This window comes from Pseudomonas sp. MF06569 (genome assembly GCF_059862735.1).
On sequence record NZ_JCBCUZ010000035.1, the window covers coordinates 25,547 to 47,108 of the forward strand.

General features: G+C 59.3%; 19 protein-coding genes and 1 pseudogene. 13 read left to right on the top strand and 7 right to left on the bottom strand.

The window, feature by feature from the left end; all coding sequences use genetic code 11:
- Positions 1 to 10: 10 nt before the first annotated feature.
- From AC19YQ_RS22445 to AC19YQ_RS22455, 3 genes and pseudogenes are all read right to left on the bottom strand, one after another.
- Positions 11 to 454 (bottom strand): hypothetical protein, encoded by a 444-nt coding sequence (locus AC19YQ_RS22445; protein ID WP_500595983.1) that lies wholly within the window; start codon positions 452 to 454, stop codon positions 11 to 13.
- A gap of 249 nt (positions 455 to 703) precedes the next feature.
- Positions 704 to 1,567 (bottom strand): methyl-accepting chemotaxis protein, encoded by an 864-nt coding sequence (locus tag AC19YQ_RS22450; RefSeq protein ID WP_374105713.1) that lies wholly within the window; start codon positions 1,565 to 1,567, stop codon positions 704 to 706.
- Between the two features lie 39 nt (positions 1,568 to 1,606).
- A pseudogene (locus tag AC19YQ_RS22455) lies at positions 1,607 to 2,653 on the bottom strand (methyl-accepting chemotaxis protein); the annotation flags it as partial.
- A 342-nt stretch (positions 2,654 to 2,995) separates the two neighbouring features.
- Here AC19YQ_RS22455 and pmrG point away from each other — a divergent pair.
- On the top strand, positions 2,996 to 3,718 hold the full coding sequence (pmrG, locus tag AC19YQ_RS22460) for a lipopolysaccharide core heptose(II)-phosphate phosphatase PmrG (protein ID WP_339476674.1): 723 nt from the start codon (positions 2,996 to 2,998) through the stop codon (positions 3,716 to 3,718).
- Between the two features lie 210 nt (positions 3,719 to 3,928).
- Here pmrG and AC19YQ_RS22465 read toward each other — a convergent pair whose 3' ends face one another.
- The 3 genes from AC19YQ_RS22465 to AC19YQ_RS22475 all read right to left on the bottom strand — a co-directional run bounded on the left by AC19YQ_RS22465 (position 3,929) and on the right by AC19YQ_RS22475 (position 7,481).
- Positions 3,929 to 4,435 carry a hypothetical protein gene (locus AC19YQ_RS22465; RefSeq protein WP_500595984.1) on the bottom strand — a complete coding sequence of 169 codons (507 nt, stop codon included), beginning with the start codon at positions 4,433 to 4,435 and terminating at the stop codon, positions 3,929 to 3,931.
- A gap of 92 nt (positions 4,436 to 4,527) precedes the next feature.
- On the bottom strand, positions 4,528 to 5,988 hold the full coding sequence (locus AC19YQ_RS22470; protein WP_500595985.1) for an ArnT family glycosyltransferase: 1,461 nt from the start codon (positions 5,986 to 5,988) through the stop codon (positions 4,528 to 4,530).
- Between the two features lie 197 nt (positions 5,989 to 6,185).
- Positions 6,186 to 7,481 carry a carbohydrate porin gene (locus AC19YQ_RS22475; protein WP_500595986.1) on the bottom strand — a complete coding sequence of 432 codons (1,296 nt, stop codon included), beginning with the start codon at positions 7,479 to 7,481 and terminating at the stop codon, positions 6,186 to 6,188.
- A 177-nt stretch (positions 7,482 to 7,658) separates the two neighbouring features.
- On the opposite strand from AC19YQ_RS22475, the gene AC19YQ_RS22480 reads away from it, so the two are divergent.
- The 12 genes from AC19YQ_RS22480 (at position 7,659) to AC19YQ_RS22535 (ending at position 18,030) form a co-directional block, all read left to right on the top strand.
- A complete protein-coding gene (locus AC19YQ_RS22480) occupies positions 7,659 to 8,672 on the top strand; it encodes an ATP-grasp domain-containing protein (protein ID WP_500595990.1) in 1,014 nt (337 codons plus the stop codon).
- A 94-nt stretch (positions 8,673 to 8,766) separates the two neighbouring features.
- On the top strand, positions 8,767 to 9,903 hold the full coding sequence (locus AC19YQ_RS22485) for a phosphoribosyltransferase domain-containing protein (protein WP_133078829.1): 1,137 nt from the start codon (positions 8,767 to 8,769) through the stop codon (positions 9,901 to 9,903).
- A complete protein-coding gene (locus tag AC19YQ_RS22490) occupies positions 9,893 to 10,651 on the top strand; it encodes an HAD family hydrolase (protein WP_500595987.1) in 759 nt (252 codons plus the stop codon). Before AC19YQ_RS22485 ends, AC19YQ_RS22490 begins: the two co-directional genes overlap by 11 nt.
- Positions 10,644 to 11,738, top strand: a complete 1,095-nt coding sequence (locus tag AC19YQ_RS22495; protein ID WP_133078831.1) for a cysteine protease StiP family protein — start codon at positions 10,644 to 10,646, stop codon at positions 11,736 to 11,738. Before AC19YQ_RS22490 ends, AC19YQ_RS22495 begins: the two co-directional genes overlap by 8 nt.
- On the top strand, positions 11,738 to 12,697 hold the full coding sequence (locus tag AC19YQ_RS22500; RefSeq protein WP_133078832.1) for an HpcH/HpaI aldolase/citrate lyase family protein: 960 nt from the start codon (positions 11,738 to 11,740) through the stop codon (positions 12,695 to 12,697). Before AC19YQ_RS22495 ends, AC19YQ_RS22500 begins: the two co-directional genes overlap by 1 nt.
- Positions 12,694 to 13,368, top strand: a complete 675-nt coding sequence (locus AC19YQ_RS22505) for an HAD-IB family hydrolase (RefSeq protein WP_339476656.1) — start codon at positions 12,694 to 12,696, stop codon at positions 13,366 to 13,368. Before AC19YQ_RS22500 ends, AC19YQ_RS22505 begins: the two co-directional genes overlap by 4 nt.
- Positions 13,369 to 13,441: 73 nt before the next feature.
- Entirely contained in the window at positions 13,442 to 14,032 is a 591-nt protein-coding gene (locus tag AC19YQ_RS22510) for a TerD family protein (protein WP_133078834.1), read from the top strand.
- Positions 14,029 to 15,240: a TerD family protein gene (locus AC19YQ_RS22515; RefSeq protein ID WP_500595988.1), complete on the top strand. Its 1,212-nt coding sequence runs from the start codon at positions 14,029 to 14,031 to the stop codon at positions 15,238 to 15,240. Before AC19YQ_RS22510 ends, AC19YQ_RS22515 begins: the two co-directional genes overlap by 4 nt.
- A 66-nt stretch (positions 15,241 to 15,306) precedes the next feature.
- Positions 15,307 to 15,756, top strand: coding sequence for a tellurite resistance TerB family protein (locus tag AC19YQ_RS22520; RefSeq protein ID WP_133078836.1), 450 nt, complete (start codon positions 15,307 to 15,309; stop codon positions 15,754 to 15,756).
- Positions 15,757 to 15,763: 7 nt separating this feature from the next.
- The gene (locus tag AC19YQ_RS22525; protein WP_339476654.1) at positions 15,764 to 16,810 is read left to right on the top strand and encodes a TerC/Alx family metal homeostasis membrane protein; all 1,047 of its coding nucleotides are present in this window, start codon (positions 15,764 to 15,766) and stop codon (positions 16,808 to 16,810) included.
- Between the two features lie 26 nt (positions 16,811 to 16,836).
- A complete protein-coding gene (locus AC19YQ_RS22530) occupies positions 16,837 to 17,412 on the top strand; it encodes a TerD family protein (RefSeq protein WP_133078838.1) in 576 nt (191 codons plus the stop codon).
- Positions 17,413 to 17,451: 39 nt separating this feature from the next.
- Positions 17,452 to 18,030 (top strand): TerD family protein, encoded by a 579-nt coding sequence (locus AC19YQ_RS22535; protein ID WP_133078839.1) that lies wholly within the window; start codon positions 17,452 to 17,454, stop codon positions 18,028 to 18,030.
- A gap of 166 nt (positions 18,031 to 18,196) precedes the next feature.
- Here the strand turns inward: AC19YQ_RS22535 and AC19YQ_RS22540 are convergent, their stop codons facing one another.
- Positions 18,197 to 21,166: an autotransporter outer membrane beta-barrel domain-containing protein gene (locus AC19YQ_RS22540; RefSeq protein WP_500595989.1), complete on the bottom strand. Its 2,970-nt coding sequence runs from the start codon at positions 21,164 to 21,166 to the stop codon at positions 18,197 to 18,199.
- Between the last annotated feature and the right edge of the window lie 396 nt (positions 21,167 to 21,562).

Sequence of the window (21,562 nt, forward strand, 5' to 3'; positions counted from 1 at the left end):
AAAGGTTTTGTTAGCCAGGTAGTAAGATTTTTACGCTGGCAGTGCAAGTGGGTTTGCTGTTTTGTGATCGATCAAATTCAAATTTGACGTATTGAGTCACTGAACTAGGTGTCCACAGGTAGGTTCGCATTTTCATCACGTGCTTCAGGTTATCTTGCCTGAGGTTCTTGCTATAACTTTTCCACGGCGTTGGTTTATTAAAATAGCCGTCAACTTCATAAACGCTGAGCTTGGCGGTATGAGCGTTCTGATGCCCTGCAGGCGCTTTGATTTGATAGGCGGTATTGGTGACGTAGACCCGCGGACCTTCTCTTTCTGCATTTATATAGGCGGTGCCGGTGAAGCCGGCGGTCGAGCAACTGGCTGTGTAGTCTTGAGCGAACGAAGAGGACATCGCAAACAACGTTGCAATGGCAAGAGTAACTTTAAGTGCGGATTTTTTTTGAATTGACATGAGTCTGGAGCCTGTTATTAGTTCGGCCCGAGACTTTAGGTGAGGCGTTCATTGTTCGACTATGCGCACGTTTACATTTGTCGGTAAGGTTTTTCTTAGTTGTTTATAGTCGTAAGTAGTGCGGCACTTCGTCGTGGGCCTATGTCCGGGGACGATGAGTAACGTCTCCCGGCAAGTCACTGTTGATGGCGGGCGCCGTTCTTTGAAAGGGGCCGCTGAAGCGGCCCCTCCGGTGTCACGAGTGGGTCATTACACCTTGAAGTGGCTGACCATCTCTTGCAACTGATTGCCCAGACGCGCCAGTTCAACGCTGGACTTGGCCGTCTCATCGCTGGCCGCTGCGGTTTGCTCGGAGACGTCGCGCACGTTGACGATGCTGCGGCTGATTTCTTCGGCGACCGCGCTCTGCTGTTCGGCAGCAGCGGCAATCTGCTGGTTCATCGACTGGATATTCGACACCGTACGGGTGATGCCTTGCAGTGAGGTGCCCGCCTGACGGGTCAGGGTCACGCTGCTGTCGGTCAGGGTGCGGCTGTTGTGCATGACGGTGGCCACGTGCTGCGTGCCGCTTTGCAGGGCCGCCACCAGGGTTTGAATTTCTTCGGTGGATTTTTGCGTGCGCTGGGCCAGGCCCCTTACTTCGTCGGCAACCACGGCAAAACCGCGACCCGCATCACCGGCGCGGGCAGCCTCGATGGCGGCGTTGAGGGCCAGCAGATTGGTCTGCTCGGCCACGGCCTTGATCACATCCATCACGCTGCCGATCTTGTCGCTTTCCTGTTGCAGTACAGCCATGGCTTCGGTCGAGCGACCCACTTCCACGGCCAGGCGCTCGATCTGGTCAATCGCCTGGTTGACCACGGTGTCACCTTCGCGAGCTTCGTTGTCGGCGGCTGCGGCCGCTTGGGAGGCTTGCTCGGCATTGCGCGCCACTTCTTGCACGGTGGCGGTCATTTCATGCATGGCGGTGGCCACCTGATCGGTCTCGATCTTCTGGCTGTTGACCCCGGCGCTGGTTTGTTCGGTCACGGCAGACAGCTCTTCGGCCGCGCTGGCGATCTGGCTGACGCCGTCACGGATACCGCTGATCAACTCGCGCAGGGTGGTGCCCATGCGTGCAATGCCTTGTTGCAGTACGCCCAGCTCATCGCGGCGGGTCACGCGCAGGTTGTGGCTCAGATCGCCACCGGCAATGCGGTCTACCACGGCCAGGGTTTCACGCAGAGGCACAGTGATCTGACGCGTGATGATCACGGCGGCCGTGATGCCAAACAGCAAGACCAGCAAGGTGGTGATCAATTGCATGCTGTTGGCCGTGGCGCTTTCGATGTCGCGACGTTCCAGCTGGATCTTGTACAGCTCATCGCTGAGGCCAAGGACGCTGGCGCCGTATTCGGTCATGTCTTTGCGCATGGCGATGATGGTGTTGTCGGTGCTGGCATACAGCTCCAGCGCCTGCTGGTACTGCTCCATGGTTTTACCCAGGGTGCGCAGGGTGTCGCCGGCATTTTCGCCAAAGTGCGAGCTCAGGCGTTCCAGGCTTGCGATGGCGGTGTCCAGTTGCTGGCGTGCGGCCTTTTCGGTCGTGGGGTTGGGCGCAGCAATGTAGGCCCGAACCTGGTAACGCGAGAGCAGGAACTGCTCACGTACTTCGGACACGTTCTGGAACATGGCAAAACGGCTTTCATCGCCGACGGGTATTTGCAGGGCGCGCTTGATCAGGGTTGCGATGGCGTCCTGTGCCAGTACGGCGTTGCGGTCCATGTTGGCTCGCGACACGGCGGACTCAACGTAAGCCTTGCGCATCGTGACCAGCGCACGCTCGTAGCGGCCGATGATCTCTTGTTGCTCTTTGAGCAGCTTGAGGTTTTCCGGGCTCAGGAAGGTGCTGATCAGCTCTTTTTGCTGGGTAGAGAACGCATCAATGCTGGCTTGTACATTCTGTGCGGCGGTTTCGTCGCCATCGGTGAGCATGTACTGCAGGCGCGCCACCCGCAGGTTGGTAAACGCCGTATTGAGCCGCGTGATGTCGCTCATCCAGTTACTGCGATCAATCATCTTGTCGAGGCTGATCCAGTTACAGACGGCCATCACGCAGGTAAGGGCCAGTACCAGGCCAAAGCCCAGGGACAGTTTCAGGTTGACGCTGATATCGCTCAGCCATCTATTCATAAGGTTCTCCAGGAACGCTGCACGCATGATCTAAGTTCGCTGGAGGGAATTATTTTTTTTGACCCAGCCGAGTGTTGTGTTGGAGAGGTATCGGCTGCATTCGTCAGAGCTGAAACGTTTTGTTTTGCGCCAGTTCACATAACCTCATATCCATTTGACGCGTGTGCCTGATCTTCGCTTTTACGCTTTTTTTCACATTCGTTTCACCTGCCTCTGACCTCCATTTTTTTAGCCTACTGTTCAGCTAATAGATGCCTGAGTTGTGCAAGTCTATTTCTTACAGCAGGGCCGCGATGCGACCCGTTGTCATATTCGAGCGATAGGGTAGGCCGGTGTCTTTCACTGACTGCCGCAGAGGGTATAAGTACCGTGACGTTGAGCCTTGATCTGACCGGGATTAACCGTACGCTGCTACGCCGTGGCCTGGTTCGTTATAAAAATGCGCTGGTGGTGATCGTCGCGAGCGTGATGGCTATTGCGTTGACGCTGACGCTGCTGGCCCCTGCAGCCCCGCCTGATCTGGCACAGCCTAGCCATGCCGATCATGTGGTGTTGCTGACCGATAGCTGGGCCAAGGGTGATGTGATTGCGGTGGTCCGTCATGGCGAGCGTTGCGACCGTTCCTCGGCGCAGTGCCTGGGCCCGGCAGACGGTGTGACGGTGCGCGGTGAAGCTGCGGTTCAGGCGCTTGGCGCAGACTTCAATCAGTTGGGGCTCAAGAACGCTGACATTTACAGCAGCCTGTTGACCCGTGCGCGGCAAACCGCCAGCGCCATGTTCGTGCACCCGGTTGAGGCACAGGACTGGCTGTTCAACTGCCGGGGCACCATGTTGCGTGATGCCCTCAAGCACAAAGTAGCGGGCCAGAACCTGATTCTGGTGAGCCACAGCGAATGCATGGACCAACTGCTTTTGGACATGCACCTGTCAACGAGCACCACATTTGGCTACGGCTCCACCTTGTTCATCCGGGCTAGTGACGCCCACGGTGAGCCGCAGATGCTGGGCTATATCGAGCCCAAGGACTGGGCGAGCATCGTACCGGTGATGACCGCTAGCAGCCGCCACGGGTTTGAAGCCTCGCAATTCTGACCCCCCCTTCAAGCAACACGCGAAGCCCGACACATGAGCGCAATGCTGTTCAAGTGTGGGAGCGGGCTTGCTCGCGATGGTCTTCAGAGCGCCGCATTTACTCAGTAAATACGCGTCATCGTTAACGACCATCGCGAGCAAGCCCGCTCCCACAGAGGCAGAAATCACTTAAGTGAACAGCCTTGCGCGCATGTGCCGGGCTTTTTCATGTCATGCGCGGTTCAGCAGGCGGTTCCAGTTTTGCTCGTCGGGTAATGGCAGGTCGCTGAGTTCCCGTGCCACCACCTGTTCGATATCGCTGGCGCTGAGCACTTTTTCATCGAGCCACGGCCAGGTCGCATCCGCATCCCTGAAGTTGAGCTGACTGTTCAATTGCTGGCAGGCGAGGGCGAGCAGATGCATCAGCCACCACTGGCTGGTGATGTAGGGCTTTTGCTGCGCGGGAATGCGATTCAGCAGGGCTGCCACGTCGGGCAGGTTGGGGCTGGGGGACTCGCTGCTGTGCAGGTTCCAGACAATCGAGCCGTTGTTAGACACATCCCGATTGGCCAGTGCCGGATCGGTACTGACTTCAATGCTGACCTTCACATGTTGCTGCTCAAGCTGATCAATCAGGTAATTGGCCAGATCAGATGTGCGTAAAAATGCGGTGGCCGTGTTGAAGGCCAGGTGAGCGTCGTAGTCGCTCAGGGTTTTGCTGGAAATACCGATGGTCATGACAGGCTCCTTGACTGGGAATCGCCCAAGGAGCGTAGCCAATACACCGTGATCGGCCACGTCATATGCCGTTCTGTTGCCCGGGATCAAGTTTATGGGGCGGGAGCGGCCTGGCTGACAAAGTAGAAGTGGTGCCGCCCTACACTGACCTCATCCAGGATGCTCAGGTTCATCCCCGGTACCTCGGGCTTTTCCACCAGGGCGATATGGTCGGGCGATGCACTGAGAAACGCCTGCAGTTCTGCTGTTGAGTTGAGCGTGTGTTGCAATTGCTGGCTGTAAAACACCACGGCACCCAGGCGCTCGTCGGGCCTGAGCAGCGCCACCTGTTTACCGCGGGCTTGCAGATCCATGACGTAGGCCGCCAGAGGCTGGAATGACTCTTCCTTATCGGCAAGGGGTGCGCGGTGCGCTGCCAGCAGGTAGGCGGCTACCAGGCCCGCCAGCAGTGCGGCAGCCAGTGGCCGGTGGTAGTCGCTGAGGAACCTGGCCGTGGCCGACACCGGACTTTTTTTGCGCAGCCAGTCCACAATCACCTGGGCGTATTGCGCGGCAATCACGGCGGCTGCAGGTGCCATCGACATCATGTACACCGCGCGCTTGCTGGAGGCGAAGTTGAGCAGCGCAAATTGCGCCACCAGCCACACGCAGAAAAACAGCAGGAACGGATTGCTTCGCAGTTGTTTGCGAAAGTGCCACAGGCCCAGATAAGTCAGCAGGTTCCACGGTAAAAAGGCTTCGGGCAGTTTTCGCAGGTAGTAGTAAAACGGTTCGTAATGCCCGGCCTCGACAAACGACCCACTGAAGCGACCCACGCTGTTGGTCCACAACAGTTCGCTGACCGCCTGCATTCCGCCGCGCTGGTAGAGCACGCACAGCCAGATGAACAGCGGGATTAGCCCGAGCAGAGTCAGCAACCCCGGGCGTAGCCAATTGCGCAGGACGAAGCGTTTCTCTATCAGGCTTTCACACACCAGATAGGTAAAAATCACGATCCCCGGCAGCGCCAGGCCCAACACGCCTTTGCTCAGGGTGGCAATGGCAATCCCGGCGGCAAACAACAGCCAGGGGCCCCAGGCAAAACGCAGCTGGCGGCTGGCATAGAAAAACGCCAGCAAGGCCATGGTCACACCCAGGGTGAGCAGTGCATCTTCGCCTACTTGACGGGTGTTACCCCAGAAAATGCCCATCGTTGCCAGCATCGCTGCTGCTGTCCAGGCCAGTGCCGTGGGGCGTGCGAGTTTGCGCAGCATGACGTACAGCAACATCACACAAAACAATCCGGCAAAGGCTGATGCCAGTCGCACGGCGAATAGCTGGGCGCCGAACACGCGGATGGCGCCAGCGTCCAGCCACAGGCTGAGCGGTGGTTTTTCCAGGAAGGGTTCGTTGAGCAGGTGGGGTGTCACCCAGTCGTCGCTCAAGTGCATCTGCATGGCGATACCCGCCACCCTGGACTCGGTCGACCCCTGCAATTGGTGATTGCCCAGCGCAAAGAAGAACAGCACGCAACCGAGCAGTAATAACAGTAGAGCGGGGCGAGTCAGGCGCATTGGGCTACCAGGCAGTCATCGAATGGAATACTGCGCTGGAGTATAGGAGGGGAGTTCTTAACAAATTGTGAAAGCTGGCAGGCCAACTACACATCCCTGTGGGAGCGGGCTTGCTCGCGATGGTATCGCCGCGGTCTGACTGCAAACCACAGTGATAGCATCGCGAGCAAGCCCGCTCCCACAATAAGCCCAAGCCGTTAGAACGTCGCTTTGACCTGCAATCCCGCGACCAGGGCATTGCTGCGGCTGGCGCCATAGAACGCACCGGGTTCGATGATGTACTGAAGGTCGGGACGCAACAGCAGCCACGGCGTGACTTGTGCGCCATAGTTCAGTTCAAGCAACTGCTCGCCGCTGTCCAGGCTGGCAATCATGTCGGTTTGCTCAGGGCTGCTGGCAGCCGCTTCTTGTACATCCCGTGAGCGCGAGTTGAACACGGCGCGACCATAGGCGAAGGCGATGCTGTCTTTAGGACGGCTGGCAAATGGCTTTTGCTTGACCAGGCCCACCGAGTACCAGTGGCTCATCGGTGAGGTCGCGGCATTGCTGCGGGCCGCCTGGCCAAAGGCGCGCAACACGCTTTCGGGGTCTTGCTCGTCACGCCAGATGGCCTGGTCGACCAGCACGTAAGCACCGGTACGGTTGTTGGCTTTTTGCGTGCTGCCAATTTTGCGAGTGTTGGAGGTGTCGTAGTACCAGCCCACTTTGTATTGGCCATTGAGCCAGGCGTCGTGGGTGAAAATCGCCTCCAGCGGCATGATCGCCCCCGTCGTGCCTTTGGTGGTCATGCTGAAGGCTTCCGAGGAGCGGCTGTTGTACTCGGGGTTGACCTGGAAGACAGCGGTTTGCAGGGTCAGTGCCGGGCTTACGGTGTAACGCAATTCGCCACCCCAGTGACCGGTCGGGTAGTTGGTCCAGCCACTGCCGTTGGACTGGGTCAGCGGGTGTGCGCAAAACCCGGCGTTGACGAAGCTGGTCAGCAACGGCATGCCGCCAAAATCATTGCCCATCGGCATGAAGCCCAGCTTGGTGGTCAGGTCTTCGGAAAACAGGGTGCGCTGGTAGCTGAACTCAGACAGACGGGTGTAGTTGCCGCCAGCGTTTTCCTGGATCGGCAGGCGGTTGCCTACCAGATCTTCAGAGGCGCTGTGGCCGCGACGATCATTGACGGTGATTTGCACCAGGCCAGCATCGGCGGTGCCGAGCAGCTTGCTCAGGTCGAACTGGGCGCCGATACGCACTTGCTGCGAATAACGGGTGCCGTGCTTGATCCCGCCATGCAGGTTGGAAAAGGTTTCGGAGTTGTAGTCACCGGTCAGTTTGACGCCTTTATCCATCAACTTTTGGCGCTCGCCGCCCCAGTCGCCGGTCAGGGTCGAACGGTTCATCAGGTTGTCGGTGGTGTCGGCCAGTACGCAGGCAGGCGTCAGGGCCAGCAATGACAAGCCGCTGCACAAGCTGGTGCTCAGCAGGGCGCGGGAAGAGAAAAACATCTAAAGAAGCTCCTTCGAATGAAGTGCCGGCGAACAGGGCGCGACACGATGTCGCACATTATGAACTAGTTGGTTAATAATTTTCATATTTGGTTACACGGGCTCCCCATAATGACTGAGGGCGTCGGTTACACCCTTGCGCTAGACTCCCGCGTTTATCCGTACCAAGGGATGTTCATGATCTGGTTTCTTGAAGGGCAGTCCAGCCAGCGCGACGTGATTGCAGGTGCCCGGGCGGCGCTGCCCGATGACGTACGGATTTATGCCTCGCACCGACAAAATCGCCCTGAAATTACCGGGTTGGCGGATGTCGCCTGGAGCGAGCCGCAGGACAATCAAGCGCGCATCGACTGGGTGATCGAGCAGGCACGGGCCCATCAGATCAAGGTCGTGCTGGCCGGGCGTATCGGGCAGGTTTATGAGGCTCACCGGACCGAGTTCGAGTCTGCCGGACTGCAGTTGGTGACCGGGGCTCTGGATCTGGACACCTTTGAACGGGTGGACGACAAGTCGGCGTTCACTCGCGAGGCCCTGGCAGCAGGGTTGGCGTGTATCCCGGCGATCACCGTGAGCACCCGGGCCGAGTTGCAAGAGGCCTATGCCCAACTCGCCCGTGACGGTCAGGTGTGTGTAAAACCGACTCGCGGCATTTACGGTCAGGGCTTTTGGCGCCTGGCCGATGACGTGGATCCGTTTCGCAGCTTTGCCAACGCCGATGCCCATGAAGTCAACGCCCAGGTATTTGCCCAGGCCTACGGCCAATCAGCTGCCCCCAAGCCGTTGCTGGTCATGCCCTACATGCCCGGCAGCGAGTGTTCGGTGGACATGGTGTGCGAAGCTGGCGAGGTCGTGGCCCATGTCGCACGACGCAAACAGGGCCTGATGCAGACGTTCGAGCGCGAGGGTGCAGCGGTCGAGCTGGCGATCAAGGCGGCGCGGCACTTCAAGTGCGACGGCATCGTCAATGTGCAAACCCGCGATGATGCCGCAGGCCAGCCGCACTTGCTGGAGATCAATCTGCGTTACTCCGGTGGCATTGGCTATACCCGTGAAGCAGGTGTGAATCTGCCCGGGATTTTTGCCGCTCGTCGTCTTGGCATGCCGGTTCCGGCCAGCGTCTGGCGCGAGGATGTTCAGGTCAAGGCAATCACCGTCGTGGTTCCGGTTCGCGGGAATTCGCTGCTGGGTTGAGTTGACTTGTGCGGTAACCATTTTTCGCTTGTTTTAAGTGATCGACTCGCTGATCGTCCCCCACTTTTTAAGTATTTCCAGGTAGTAAATGTTGATGAATAGCGCTAACCCCGTGACCGATCCCAAGGTTTTGCATGCAAACCTCAAGCGCGGTCGTCTGGAGGTACAGGTCAATGCATCGACCTTTGATCCACAGGCACTTTTCGATTTCGCCGAGCGGCGCAATCCAAAGCGGGCTTTTTTGTTTGTTTCCCGCGTGCTGGGTCGCCATATCCCGGCCCGTCCCTCACTGATGGCTGAAAGCTTCAATGCACTGGCCAGCAAGATCCCCGCTGACTTGCCCGGCCCGGTGCTGGTGATCGGCATGGCCGAAACGGCCGTCGGTCTGGGGGCAGGCGTACACCGTGCGTTGAGCCAGACACGCAATGACAGCGTGTACCTGTGCAGCAGTCGCCACCCCACGGGCAGCGAGCTGTTTGCCCGCTTTGAAGAAGAGCACAGCCACGCCAGCTCGCACTTGCTGCACCTGCCGCAAGATGCGCGCACCCGCGAAATGATGCTCAGTGCCCGCTCGCTGGTGCTGGTGGACGACGAAGCGTCGACCGGCAATACCTTTATCAACTTGTCCCGGGCGCTGGCTGAAGCGGGTCTGGATTCCATTGAGCGGATTGTCACCGCGACCCTGACCGACTGGTCTCAGGATGCGGTGCGCAAGGCAATGGGCGATCACGTCACGAGCGTCTCTTTGCTCGACGGTCGCTACACATTCGCCGAAGATCCTGCCGCAGAACTGCCCGAAATGCCCGAAGTGGGCAGTGTGGCCCAAGGCGACTGGGCTCTCGATCCAGACCGCGACTGGGGCCGCATGGGGGTGCGTGAGCACCTCGATACGCTGGCGCCCGATGTGCAAGTGGCGCCCGGTGAGCGGGTACTGGTGATTGGCACCAGTGAGTTTGTCTGGCGCCCGTTCCTGCTGGCCGAGCGACTTGAGCGGGCGGGGGCCGATGTGCGCTTCAGCTCCACCAGCCGTTCGCCAATTGCCTTGGGCCATTGCATCGACCATGCGTTGTCGTTCTCTGACAACTACGGCCTGGGCATCCCCAACTTTCTTTATAACGTCGCCCCCGGCCAGTTTGACCGGGTGCTGATTTGCAGCGAAACCCCGGCAGCTGCCGTCGACCCGGCGCTGGTCAGCGCATTGAATGCGCAGGTAATCGTTGATGAACAGTAATCGCCCTCTGGTGTTCGTTGATCTGGACGACACCCTGTTTCAAACCGCTCGCAAAATGGGCGATGAGCCCCGTTTTGCGGCCACGCTGGACGTGGACGGCCAGCCCAACGGCTTCATGAGCGCCACCCAGAAGAGCTTTGTTGAATGGCTGCTGGCGACCAGTGACGTGGTCCCGGTGACCGCGCGCAGCATCGAAGCCTATCAGCGGGTGCAATTGCCCTTCGTCCACGGTGCGGTCTGTGCCCACGGCGGGGTCATCCTCAACCCGGATGGCTCGCTGGATCTGGATTGGCATGCACGGATGTGCGAGGCGCTGGCACTTGAGCAAACCCGTCTGCACCAGTTGAGCGAGCAGACCCTGGCCATTGGCGCAGAACTGGGGTTCTCGCTGCGTGGCTGGGTAGTCGAAGAGCAGGGGCTGGCCAACTACGTCGTCACCAAGCACAACAACGAGACCGACGAAGCGCTGCTCATCGTACTGGCCGAGGTCAGGGCGCGGGGCTTGCTCGACGGGCTGTATGTGCACGGCAATGGCAATAACCTGGCGTTCCTGCCCCAGGCTTTGCAAAAACGTGAAGCGGTATGCGAGTGGATCCGCCGCGATCAGGCGATCAACGGCAAGCGCCCGTTGCTGGGCTTTGGCGACAGTGTGTCGGACCTGGGCTTTATGGCCGAATGCGACTGGTGGGGCACGCCCAAGCGTGGCCAGTTGGCCAGTCATGTGCTGGCGAGCGTTGACCATGAGTAATGCTTTTGCAGGTCTGGAGACTGTCGGCAGTGGCAGCTATGACGCTGATGACGTGCACTTTTTACTGCGTACCTTGCAGATCGAAGTCACCGACGTGCAGGAAAAAGAGCGGCTGATCCAGACCCGGCAGCGTCATTACTCCGAAATGATCAGCCAGGAACATGCGCCGTCAGACACCCATAAAAGTCTCTATCAGCTCGCCCTGGCACAGAACGGCGCCCGCATGGCGGCTGATGTGCAGGCGCTGGCGCTGGCGTTGAATGAACGCTACAGCGGGCCGACGATTGCGCTGGTGTCGTTTGTGCGGGCCGGTTTGCCGCTGGGTGTGTTGCTGCGCCGGGCGCTGCTCGACCTGGGCCGTGAGGCGGCGCATTACGGGGTCAGCATTATTCGTGACCGTGGAATCGACAACGTCGCACTCGAAGCTATCATCAAGACCCACGGTGCCGAGAACATCGTGTTTGTCGATGGCTGGACCGGCAAGGGCGCGATCAGCGGCCAGATCCGCGACAGCCTGGCCGGGGATTCACGTTTTCCGCCAGATCCTCGACTGGTGGTCCTGGCCGACCCTTGTGGTCGCGCCTGGCTGGCGGCATCGGCTGAAGACTGGCTGATTCCGTCGGGCATTCTGGGCGCCACGGTGTCGGGGCTGGTTTCCCGTTCCATCTGGCCACAAGACCCGGGCCTGCATGGCTGCGTGGTGTATGACCATTTGGCGGAACACGACGTGACCATGAGTTTTATCCACAGCATCGAAGCCGAGCGTGCGCTGCTTGCCCCCCAGGCGAGTGCGCAACCCTGGACAGCGGAGCAGGCCGCAGCGTTGCAACACTCGGCTGTCGCTGCGGTCGAACGTATCTCGACCCGGTTTGCGGTGACCAACCCCAATCGGGTCAAACCGGGTATCGCCGAGGCAACCCGCGCCGTGATGCGCCGTGTGCCGGACCACGTACTGGTGCGCAACCGTGACGATCAGGACGTGCAATTGCTCCTGCACCTTACGCGCCAGGCCAACATCGAGGTCCAGGAGGTCGGTGATGAATTGGGGCCGTATCGCGCTGTGACCGTAATCAGGAGTGTTCGCTGATGATCAAGCATTCAGCCTATGCCTTGGGCGCCACACTTTATATGCCGGCTACCCGCCCCGACATTCTGGAGGTGGTGCTGGGCGAGAAGATCCAGGGTTTGCGCTCGCTGGTGGTGTGCCTGGAAGACGCTGTGGCCGAAACCGACGTGCAGCAGGGGCTGAACAACCTCAAAAACCTGCTGCTGGGGATCGAAGCGCGAGGCGGTCGTCCGTCCGTCGGTCCTATCCTGTTTGTGCGGCCACGGGACGCGGCGATGGCAGCGGTGCTCAATGAATGGTCGCTGATGCGCCATGTTGACGGTTTTGTGGTGCCCAAGCTGAGCCTGGGCAATATCCGCGAGTGGCAGCAGGCGGTGACCCGCGACGACCTGATGCTCATGCCCACCCTGGAAACCCCGGAAGTCTTTGTTCCCGATGCGATGGTTGAGCTGCGCAGCGCCCTGCTGGAACAATTGCCGGGGCGTATTATTGCGTTACGCATTGGTGGTAACGACCTGATGGGCTGCCTGGGGTTGCGCCGTCACCCGGCCATGACCCTTTACAGCACGCCCATGAGTTATGTGATTCCAATGTTGTGCGGGATCATGGGCTCTGCAGGCTTTGCCCTGACCGCACCGGTGTTCGAACAACTGAATACACCGCACTTGCTGGAGCAAGAGCTGGCGCTGGATATGGCCCACGGGCTTGTGGGTAAAACCGCTATCCACCCGTCGCAAATTGCAGTTATCCACAGGGCGCTGCAAGTCAGCCTTGAAGATCTCAACAGTGCACGCCAAATACTGAGTGAGGCGGCGCCTGCGGTGTTCAAGTTCAACGACGCCATGTGCGAGCCTGCGACCCATTACAAATGGGCGCAAAAAATTATTGAACGAGCGCATTGGCAGGGGGTTCGCCCCGAAATCGCCAGCTCGTCAGACACTTTTGGAGGCAGCCTTAGATTGGCTGAATTAGTGGGTTGAACGACGTTTTGAATACACCGGTTAAAGGCAAGCAGGTTCTGTCAGCGTTCGATTTCGATGGCACGTTGACCTATCACGACACGTTTGTGCCGTTTTTGCGCTTTGCCTTTGGCAATCGGCTGTTCGCGATGCGCTTGTTCCGGATGATTCCGGCGACTGCGTGCTACCTGCTGGGTAGGATTTCGCGTAATGCGCTTAAAGAAAAGCTCATCGCGGTCTACCTGACAGGTGCCAAAGAGGCGTGGGTAAAAGAGCGCGCAGAAGCATTTTGTGACGTTTCGTGGCAGCGCCTAATGCGGCCTTTGGGCTTAACATCCGTCGCCAACCAGCTGGAGCAGGGCGCCAACGTCACCATTTGCTCGGCGTCCCCTGAATTGGTGCTCACACCGTTTGCCAAAAAACTCGGTATTGGCCTGATCGGAACACGGTTGGCGTCAGTCGATGGCGTGCTGACGGGGGGTATCGACGGTATCAACTGTCGCTGTGAACAAAAAGTCATCCGGCTGGAGGCGCAATACGGGCCTTTGGACCAATACACATTACGTGCCTGGGGTGACACCGTGGGCGATGAACAGATGCTCGGGGCCGCTCAGGAGCCACATTGGCGCGAATTTCACGCGCTGTGGCGTCGCAAGCGGCCACTTGACGTGTGTTTGCGTGAAGGGCTGTAAGCCAGGCGTAAGCAAAGCGTGTCAATAATCAGCAATTACCTATCGTGCTTGAGTGCAGACAAGGAGACGCTTCATGGCCATTTCGCTGTCCAAGAATCAAACCATTTCTCTCGAGAAAGAAGCTGGAACCGGTCTCAAGAAAATCCGCATGGGCCTGGGCTGGGACCCGGTAAAACCGAGCGGTTTTTTTGCCAAACTGCTGAGCAGTGATGCTGCCATCGACCTGGATGCATCGTGCATCCTGCTCGACAGTGCCAAGCAAGCGCTGGACCTGGTGTGGTTCCGCCAGCTCAAGTCCAACGACGGCTCCATCGTTCACTCCGGCGATAACCGCACGGGTGAGGGCGATGGCGACGACGAATCGATCCTGGTCAACCTGGAGCAGCTGCCAGCCGGGGTCAAGCACCTGGTGTTTACCGTGAACTCGTTCACCGGGCAAAACTTTGAAGCCGTAGAAAACGCCTACTGCCGCATTGTTGATGAGCTGACCGGCAAAGAGCTGGCGCGCTTCAACCTGTCGGACAAAGGTCGTCACACAGGCGTGGTCATGGCGTACATCAGCCGCACAGCTGCTGGCTGGGACCTGACCGCTATCGGCACCGTGGCCAATGGTCGTACCGCACAGGATCTGGCCAGCGATGCGGCCCAGGCGGTGCGTGTATGACGACGTTGACTCCTGGCGCCAATACCGCTGTCGCTGCCGGCAGCCTGAGCGTCACCATCAGCTACACGCCGGTGGCAGGCGCTGATCTGGACGTTTCTGCCTTCCTGCTCAATGAGTCGGGCAAGGTGCGCGGCGACAACGACATGTGCTTCTTCGGCCAGCAAAGCGTCAACAATGGCGCGGTCAAGCTGGTCGAGTCGGCGGCCGGTCGCAGTGTGTTCAGTGTCAATCTGGACGCCATTGATCAGGCCATCGAGAAAGTCGCCCTGACCGCGACCATCTACGAGAACAAGGCCCGGTTCGACGCCTTCCCGCAACTGACCGTATCGGTGAGCGGCGGCATTGAAGCGCCGATCCCGACCCAGGGCATGCAAGAAACCGCGTTGATCCTGGGCGAGTTCTATCGCCGTCAGGGCGCGTGGAAATTCCGCTGCGTGGCCCAGGGCTTTGCCGGTGGCCTGGCGCCTTTGGCTCAGCACTTCGGCGTTGATATTGCTGCTCCTGCTCCTGCTCCTGCTCCAGCACCGGCAGTCGCGCCCACGCCAGTGGCACCGCCACCGCCTGCTCCGGCACCGGCCGCCAAGATCAATCTGTCGAAGATCACGCTCGACAAGCAGCGTCCGTCCATCAGCCTTGAGAAAAAGGACGGTGACTTCGGCGAGATCAAAATCAACCTGAACTGGAACCGTACCAACCCCAATGCAGGCGGCGGTGGCGGCTTTTTCGCCTCGTTGCGCGGCAAGTCGGGTGGTATCGATCTGGACGTGGGTTGCCTGTACGAAATGGACAACGGCCGCAAAGGCGCGGTTCAGGCCCTGGGTAATGCCTTCGGTGATTTCCGTGACGAACCGTTTATCCAGTTGATGGGCGACGACCGTACCGGCTCTGTGAGCGACGGCGAGTGGTTGCGTATCAACGGCAAGGAGTGGCGCAAGATGCGTCGCGTGCTGGTTTACGCATTTATCTACGAAGGCGCCCCGAACTGGCAGGCCACAGACGGCGTTATCACCTTGTACATTCCGGGTGAGCCGCCGATCGAAGTGCGCCTGAGCGAAGAGGGTGGCACCAAGGGCATGTGCGCCATCGCCCTGCTGGAAAACGTCGGTGGCAGCGTGAAGGTCAACCGTCGGGTTGAGTTCTTCAAGGGCCATTCCGACATGGATAAAGCTTTCGGCTGGGGCATGCGCTGGGCTGCCGGTTCCAAATGAGCGCTCTGTAAGTGGCCGCCTGATGAAACAGGCGCCGTACCTGCAATTTCAGACAAGGTGACTCCAATGCTCGAATGGCTCAAAACCAACGCCACTGCCGCCCGTGACAAGCTCTCGGCGGAAGTCAGCAAGTTCAAGAACCGTGAATTCATGGAAGCCGTGGTTTCCGGGTGCGCACTGGTGGCGGCTGCCGATGGCAACATCAGCAGCGACGAAAAACAGAAGATGGTCGGGTTTATTCAAAACTCGAATGAGCTGAAGGCTTTTGACGTTAAAGACGTGATCAAGGCTTTCAACGCTGTCTGCGAAAAATTTGAGTTTGATCAGCAGATCGGTCGCGCCGAGGCGCTGAAGTCGATTGGTCAACTGCGTAAAAAAGAAGATGCCGCCCGCCTGCTGGTGCGTGTTTGCTGCGCAATCGGTAGCGCCGACGGCAACTTCGATGAAAGTGAGCGGGCTGCTTGCCGCATTATCTGCAATGAGCTGGGGTTGAACCCTGGCGATTTTGATCTCTGAGGACATCATGGAAAACACGGCAATTGGCTTTCCGCCAACTACCATCGCTGTATTTGTGGCTCTGGCGGTCATTGCTCTGGCAATTGACCTGTTTACCCACAAAAGCGATAAACCGGTCTCGCTGACCAACGCCGCCGTCTGGTCGGTGTTCTGGGTGCTGATCTCCCTCGCCTTTGCGGGCTACCTGTATTACGCCCACGGCCCAAGCGTGGCCAGCCTGTTCGTGACCGGTTACGCGCTGGAAAAAGTCCTCAGCGTCGACAACCTGTTCGTGTTCATGGCGATCTTTGCCTGGTTCAAGATCCCGGACGCGCTGCGTCACCGTGTTCTGTACTGGGGCATCATCGGCGCCATCGTCTTCCGCCTGATTTTCGTAGCGATCGGTACCGGTCTGCTGGCGTTTGGCCCTTGGGTCGAAGTGCTGTTTGCGGTGGTCGTGGCCTGGACGGCGATCATGATGCTGCGCAGCAAGGAAGAAGATGAGGAGGAGGATTACTCCAAGCACATTGCCTACCGTTTTGCGAAAAAACTGTTCCCGGTTTGGCCAAAGCTGCACGGACATAATTTCTTTGTTTCGCGCGCAGAGCTTGAAAAAGAGATCACGAAGCCGCAGAACAAGGGAATGACCCTTGTAGGCAAGGGCGCTCTTTTTGCGACACCACTGTTTTTGTGTGTGGTCGTGGTTGAAGTATCAGACATTTTGTTTGCCTTCGACTCCGTACCAGCAGTGATTGCCGTGAGCCGTGAACCCCTGATCGTGTACTCGGCCATGATGTTCGCCATTCTGGGCCTGCGGACCATGTACTTCGTTCTCGAAGCGCTGAAACGCTACCTGGTACACCTGGAAAAATCGGTTATCGCGCTGTTGTTCTTTATCGCCGGCAAGCTGGCCCTGAACGCAACCGATCACCTGTTTGGCCACGGCATCAGCATTGATCCAAACACCAGCCTGATAGTGGTGTTGGTGGTATTGGCCATCGGTATTGTGGCCAGCATCATCTTTCCAGGTAAGGAAGAAGAGCAATCCGACGTTAAAAACGACACGAACGCTTGATCGCACATTACTAAGGAGAATTACACATGGCACTTTCCCTTTCCAAAGGCGGCAACCTGTCCCTCTCCAAAGAAGCTCCGGGGATGACTAAAGTCCTCGTGGGTCTGGGCTGGGATGCTCGTTCCACCGATGGTCAAGACTTCGACCTGGATGCGAGCGCTTTCTTGCTCAAGGCTGACGGTAAAGTCCGCGCTGACTCCGATTTCATTTTTTACAACCAGCTCAAAAGCGTTGACGGCTCGGTTGAGCACACTGGCGACAACCGTACCGGTGAAGGCGACGGCGATGACGAGGCGATCAAGGTCGACCTGTCCAAAGTACCTGCTGACATCGACCGTATCGCGTTCACCGTGACCATTCACGAAGCCGATGCCCGCAGGCAGAACTTTGGTCAGGTGCGCAATGCGTTCATCCGCATTGTGAACCAGGACAACAACAACGAAGTGGCGCGTTATGACCTGGCTGAAGACGCCAGCACCGAAACCGCGATGATCTTTGCCGAGCTGTATCGCAATGGCGCCGAGTGGAAATTCCGCGCTGTGGGTCAAGGTTTTGCCGGCGGCCTCAAGCCATTGGCTGAAAGCTACGGTCTGAAATTCTAATCTGCACCCCATCAACTTTTCATATAAGGGTTCACGAACATGGCAGTAAGTCTGAGTAAAGGCGGCAACGTTTCCCTGACCAAAGAAGCTCCGGGCCTGACCGAAGTGATTGTGGGCCTGGGTTGGGATCCGCGTGTGACTGACGGCCAGGAGTTCGACCTGGACGCCTCGGTGTTCATTGTTGGCGAGAGCGGCAAAGTGCTGAACGACGGCAGCTTTGTGTTCTACAACAACAAGACTTCGCCGGACGGCAACGTTGTGCACCAGGGCGACAACCGCTCGGGCGCTGGCGATGGCGACGACGAACAAGTGAACGTCAACCTGGCGGGTCTGTCGCAAGAAGCCAAGAAACTGGCTTTCGCGGTCACCATCCACGACGCTGATGGCCGTAAACAAAGCTTTGGCCAGGTTTCGAACGCTTACATCCGCGTTCTGAACAAGGCAGACGGCAAAGAGCTGGCACGCTTTGACCTGAGCGAAGACGCTTCGACCGAAACCGCGATGGTATTCGGCGAGCTGTATCGCAATGGCGAAGAGTGGAAGTTCAAGGCTATCGGCCAGGGTTTTGCGGGTGGCCTGGCGCCATTGGCTTCGAACTTTGGCGTTAACCTGGGCTAAACCCCGGCGTTAAACAAAAGGCCCTCCCCGGTTTCGGGGAGGGCCTTTTTTTTGTGGGTCTGTCCACCACCTGTGGGAGCGGGCTTGCTCGCGATGCAGAAGACACGGTCTGTCTGGATAACCGCGTGATGCAATCGCGAGCAAGCCCGCTCTCACAGGGCCGGGGTCAAAAACTCATTTGCCATTGCCCGATCAGCCCGTGGGTGCGGCTGTTGCTGCCCATGTCGCCGGTGTAGCCCACGCCCAGTGTCTGGCGGGCGGACACGCCAATATCCAGCCCGGCTTCCAGCACCAGGCTGTTGCGATCCAGCGCGCTGCCTTCGACATTGAACGCAGAACCGCCGAGCACAAAGCGCTGATTCGTTGAACTGCTGACATCACCATACGTGTGCTTCCAGCCTGCGCTCAGGCGGGGCGTGATGCTCATGCCGTTTTCCAGTTGGCTCAAATGGGCCAGGCGCACGCCCAGGGTGCTGCTGAAGTTGTCCTGGGTCTGCTTGTCGACGCTCAACGCGGCCGCACCGCCTTTTTCGGTGTAGCGGTCACGCTGGTAGCGTTGATAACCCAGGTTGGCAAACGGCTCGGCACTCAAGCGACCGCTGCCCAGGGCGTAGCCCAGCTCGGCAAAAGCCTGCTGGCTGCTGGCGTGGTAATCGCCCTTGGGCTGGTCGGTAAAGCCGTTAAACGCCACGCTGCGTTTGCTGTCCCCGTTATGGCCGCTGTAGGCCGCGCCCAGACGCACTGCCAGCGCACCGCTCTGGCGTATCCCGTAGACACCCGCATGCCAGCTGTTGACCGTGCCCTCCATAGCGCTGCTATCCACATCGGTTTTTGAGTAGCCGCCCAGCACGCCCATGCGCCAGTCCGGTGTCAGGGCCCAGTCGGCGCCCAGCACGCCGCCTTTGGTGCGTTGGGTCAGGTCGCTGTTGCCGTGTGTCCCGTCCAGTCGGCCATAGCTGCCCAGCCCCTGGAGCCAGAGTCGGCCCTGGGCATTCGGGTCATTGAGGTTGCGCACGCCGGGCGGCAGGCCGGTGGCGGCCAGGGCTGGGGTGTCCTGAGCGGCACTGGCGACCCGCAAACCGGCGCCTGTGCCCACGGACTGCATGGCCGCCAACATGCTGCTGCCCACCAGGGACGTGGCGCCCAGGGTGGCGCTGCTCAGGCTGGCGTTGCTGCTGCCAGCCAGTTGCTCGATGGCCGCCCCCGCCGCTTGTGTGCTGGTGTTGAGCAGGGCGTTATACAGCGCGTTGTCCGCCTTGAGCTGGCTCAAACCGATGGCGGCGCTGTGGCCGTTGGCGCTGCTGGCGTACTCGGCAAAGGCCACGTCATTGCGGGCATAGGTCAGCTCGACGCTGGTGGGGGTGTAGTTGAGCGTTGGGGTGAGGAAGGCATAGTCACTGGTGACATTGCCAAACGTGCCGTCGAGGGTGCCAGCGCTCAGCACGCGGTACTGGCTGAGCCACGGGTAGGTGCCGTTGCCAGCATTGATGGCCAGCGTTGCACCGTTGAGGTGGGCGGTGCCGCCGACCTGCACCGGCGCGCTGCTGCCATCGGCATTGACCCCGTAGGCCAGGGTCGCGCCGCTGCCCAGGGTCAGGTCATGGGTGATGGTCGCGGTGCCCAATTGCGGGCTGGTTTGCAGCGTGCCGTTGACCAGCAGGTTGCCGACACTGCCACCCCCGGCGTAAATGCCACCTTCGTCCACGGTGAGGGAACCACTGATGGCGCCCTGATTGATCAGGCGGGCGCCGCTGAAAATCTCGCCCCCGTCACTGAAATCGTTCTGGCTGGTGAGTGTCCAGCTGCCGGATTTGACGTCCAGCCATTCGAAGTTCCGGCTGTTGCCCAAGCGGCCACCGGCCGGGTCATCCAGAGACACCCGGTCGTAACCGCTGCCGCCGTCCACCAGGCCGTCGAAGCGGCTGGCACTGCCCAGCGTGAGACGGTCATTGCCACCGCCAAGGTCCAGCGCCTGGCCATTACTGCCACTGATCAGGCCATTGTTGAAGACCACGTCCTCGAACTCGCCCACGAACTTCACGCCAAAACCGTCCTGGCCCTGAATCGTGCCGTTGTTGATCAACGTGGTGGCGGCCAGCCCTGATCCATCGCTGCCGTCATCCACCAGCACCGCATTGTTGGCGCCGCTGACCCGTGCGCCCAGGGCGTTGTAGATAAAACCACCGCCCAGGGCGATCCCTTCGCTGCCATTGGCAAACCCGTTCTTGTCGACGCCACCGGCGCCGGTGCCCTGAATCACGCCGTAGTTCTCAATATGGGCGATCAGGTCGATATCCACGCCATCGCCGTCACCATTGGGCTTGAGCCCGGAATAGGCGCCGGTGATGGTGCCGTGGTTGATCACGGTGCCATCACCGTCCGAGCCGAAGCCCGAACCGTTGCGCCCGGTGACGTCGCCATAGTTGATCAGTGTTGCGCCCAGGTCGGTGGTGATGCCGTGGCGCCCGCCCGAGAGGGTGCCGTAGTTGGTCACCGTCACGCCGGTTGCCGAGTCGATGTCGACGCCGTCGAACTTGTTGTCGTCGTTCAGGGCGTCGCCTGTGGAAATCTCGCCGTAGTTGAGAATCGTGGCGTTGGAGCCGGTCTTCATGCCGTCGCTGAACTCACCGCGAATCAGCCCGCCTTCGCGGTTGATCAGGGTGGTTTTGACGTCGTGGCTGCGCACCGCGTCGAGGTCGATGGCCTGGCCGCTATCGGTGGAGCGAATAGTGCCGCTGTTGTCGATCAGCACACTGCCACTGCTGAACGGGGTGTCGATGCGCAGGGCATCGTTGCTGCCCTGAATCGTCGCGCCGCTGCGGTTGAAAATACTGTAGTTGCGCTCGCCGCTTGCACTGCCACTGCTGTCGATGGCTCGCCCGCCCGTCGAGATCAGGCTGCCTGCGTTGTCGATCATCACGCCCGGGCCGCTGGTGCTGCCCTTGAGCGTGACGGCCACCTTGGCAGTGGTCAGGCTTGCGGCCGGGGTCACTGTCAACGTATCGCTGGCGCTCAGGTTGAGTGCGCTGGTGCCGGGTGAGTCCAGGAGGGTGTCACTGGCAAGTGCCAGCGGAGCAACGGTGCTTGAGCTCAATAGCGCGATGGCGAGCGCAAGGCGTTGGGGGGAGGCAGGCATGGCGGACGACCTTATCGGGAATAACCGGGCCGTCTTTTATAGCGAGTGGTTTTTACAAAATGATGTATCTGAATACCACTTGAACCTCTGTATTGTGTCGGGCATTGCAGGAATTTTCGCTTTCTCCAGGCGCTTTCACGTTTTTTCGATGCGCCCCCTTATCAAAGTGGTTCAGCTCACACATGGATACAGTACGCGCACGTCTCGCCGGTCTGATTGAATTTGTTAAACAGACGGCACTCATGCAAAAGCGGCCAGCGTTGACCGTCAACCAACACAACGCATTCAGTGCCAGCGAAGAAAAGCTGCGGGCATTGCCGGGTGTCAGCCTGGATGTGCTGGAGGGTGACGAAGATGAAGTCTGGTTGCGGCTTGAGCGTTTGCACGAGACCCGCC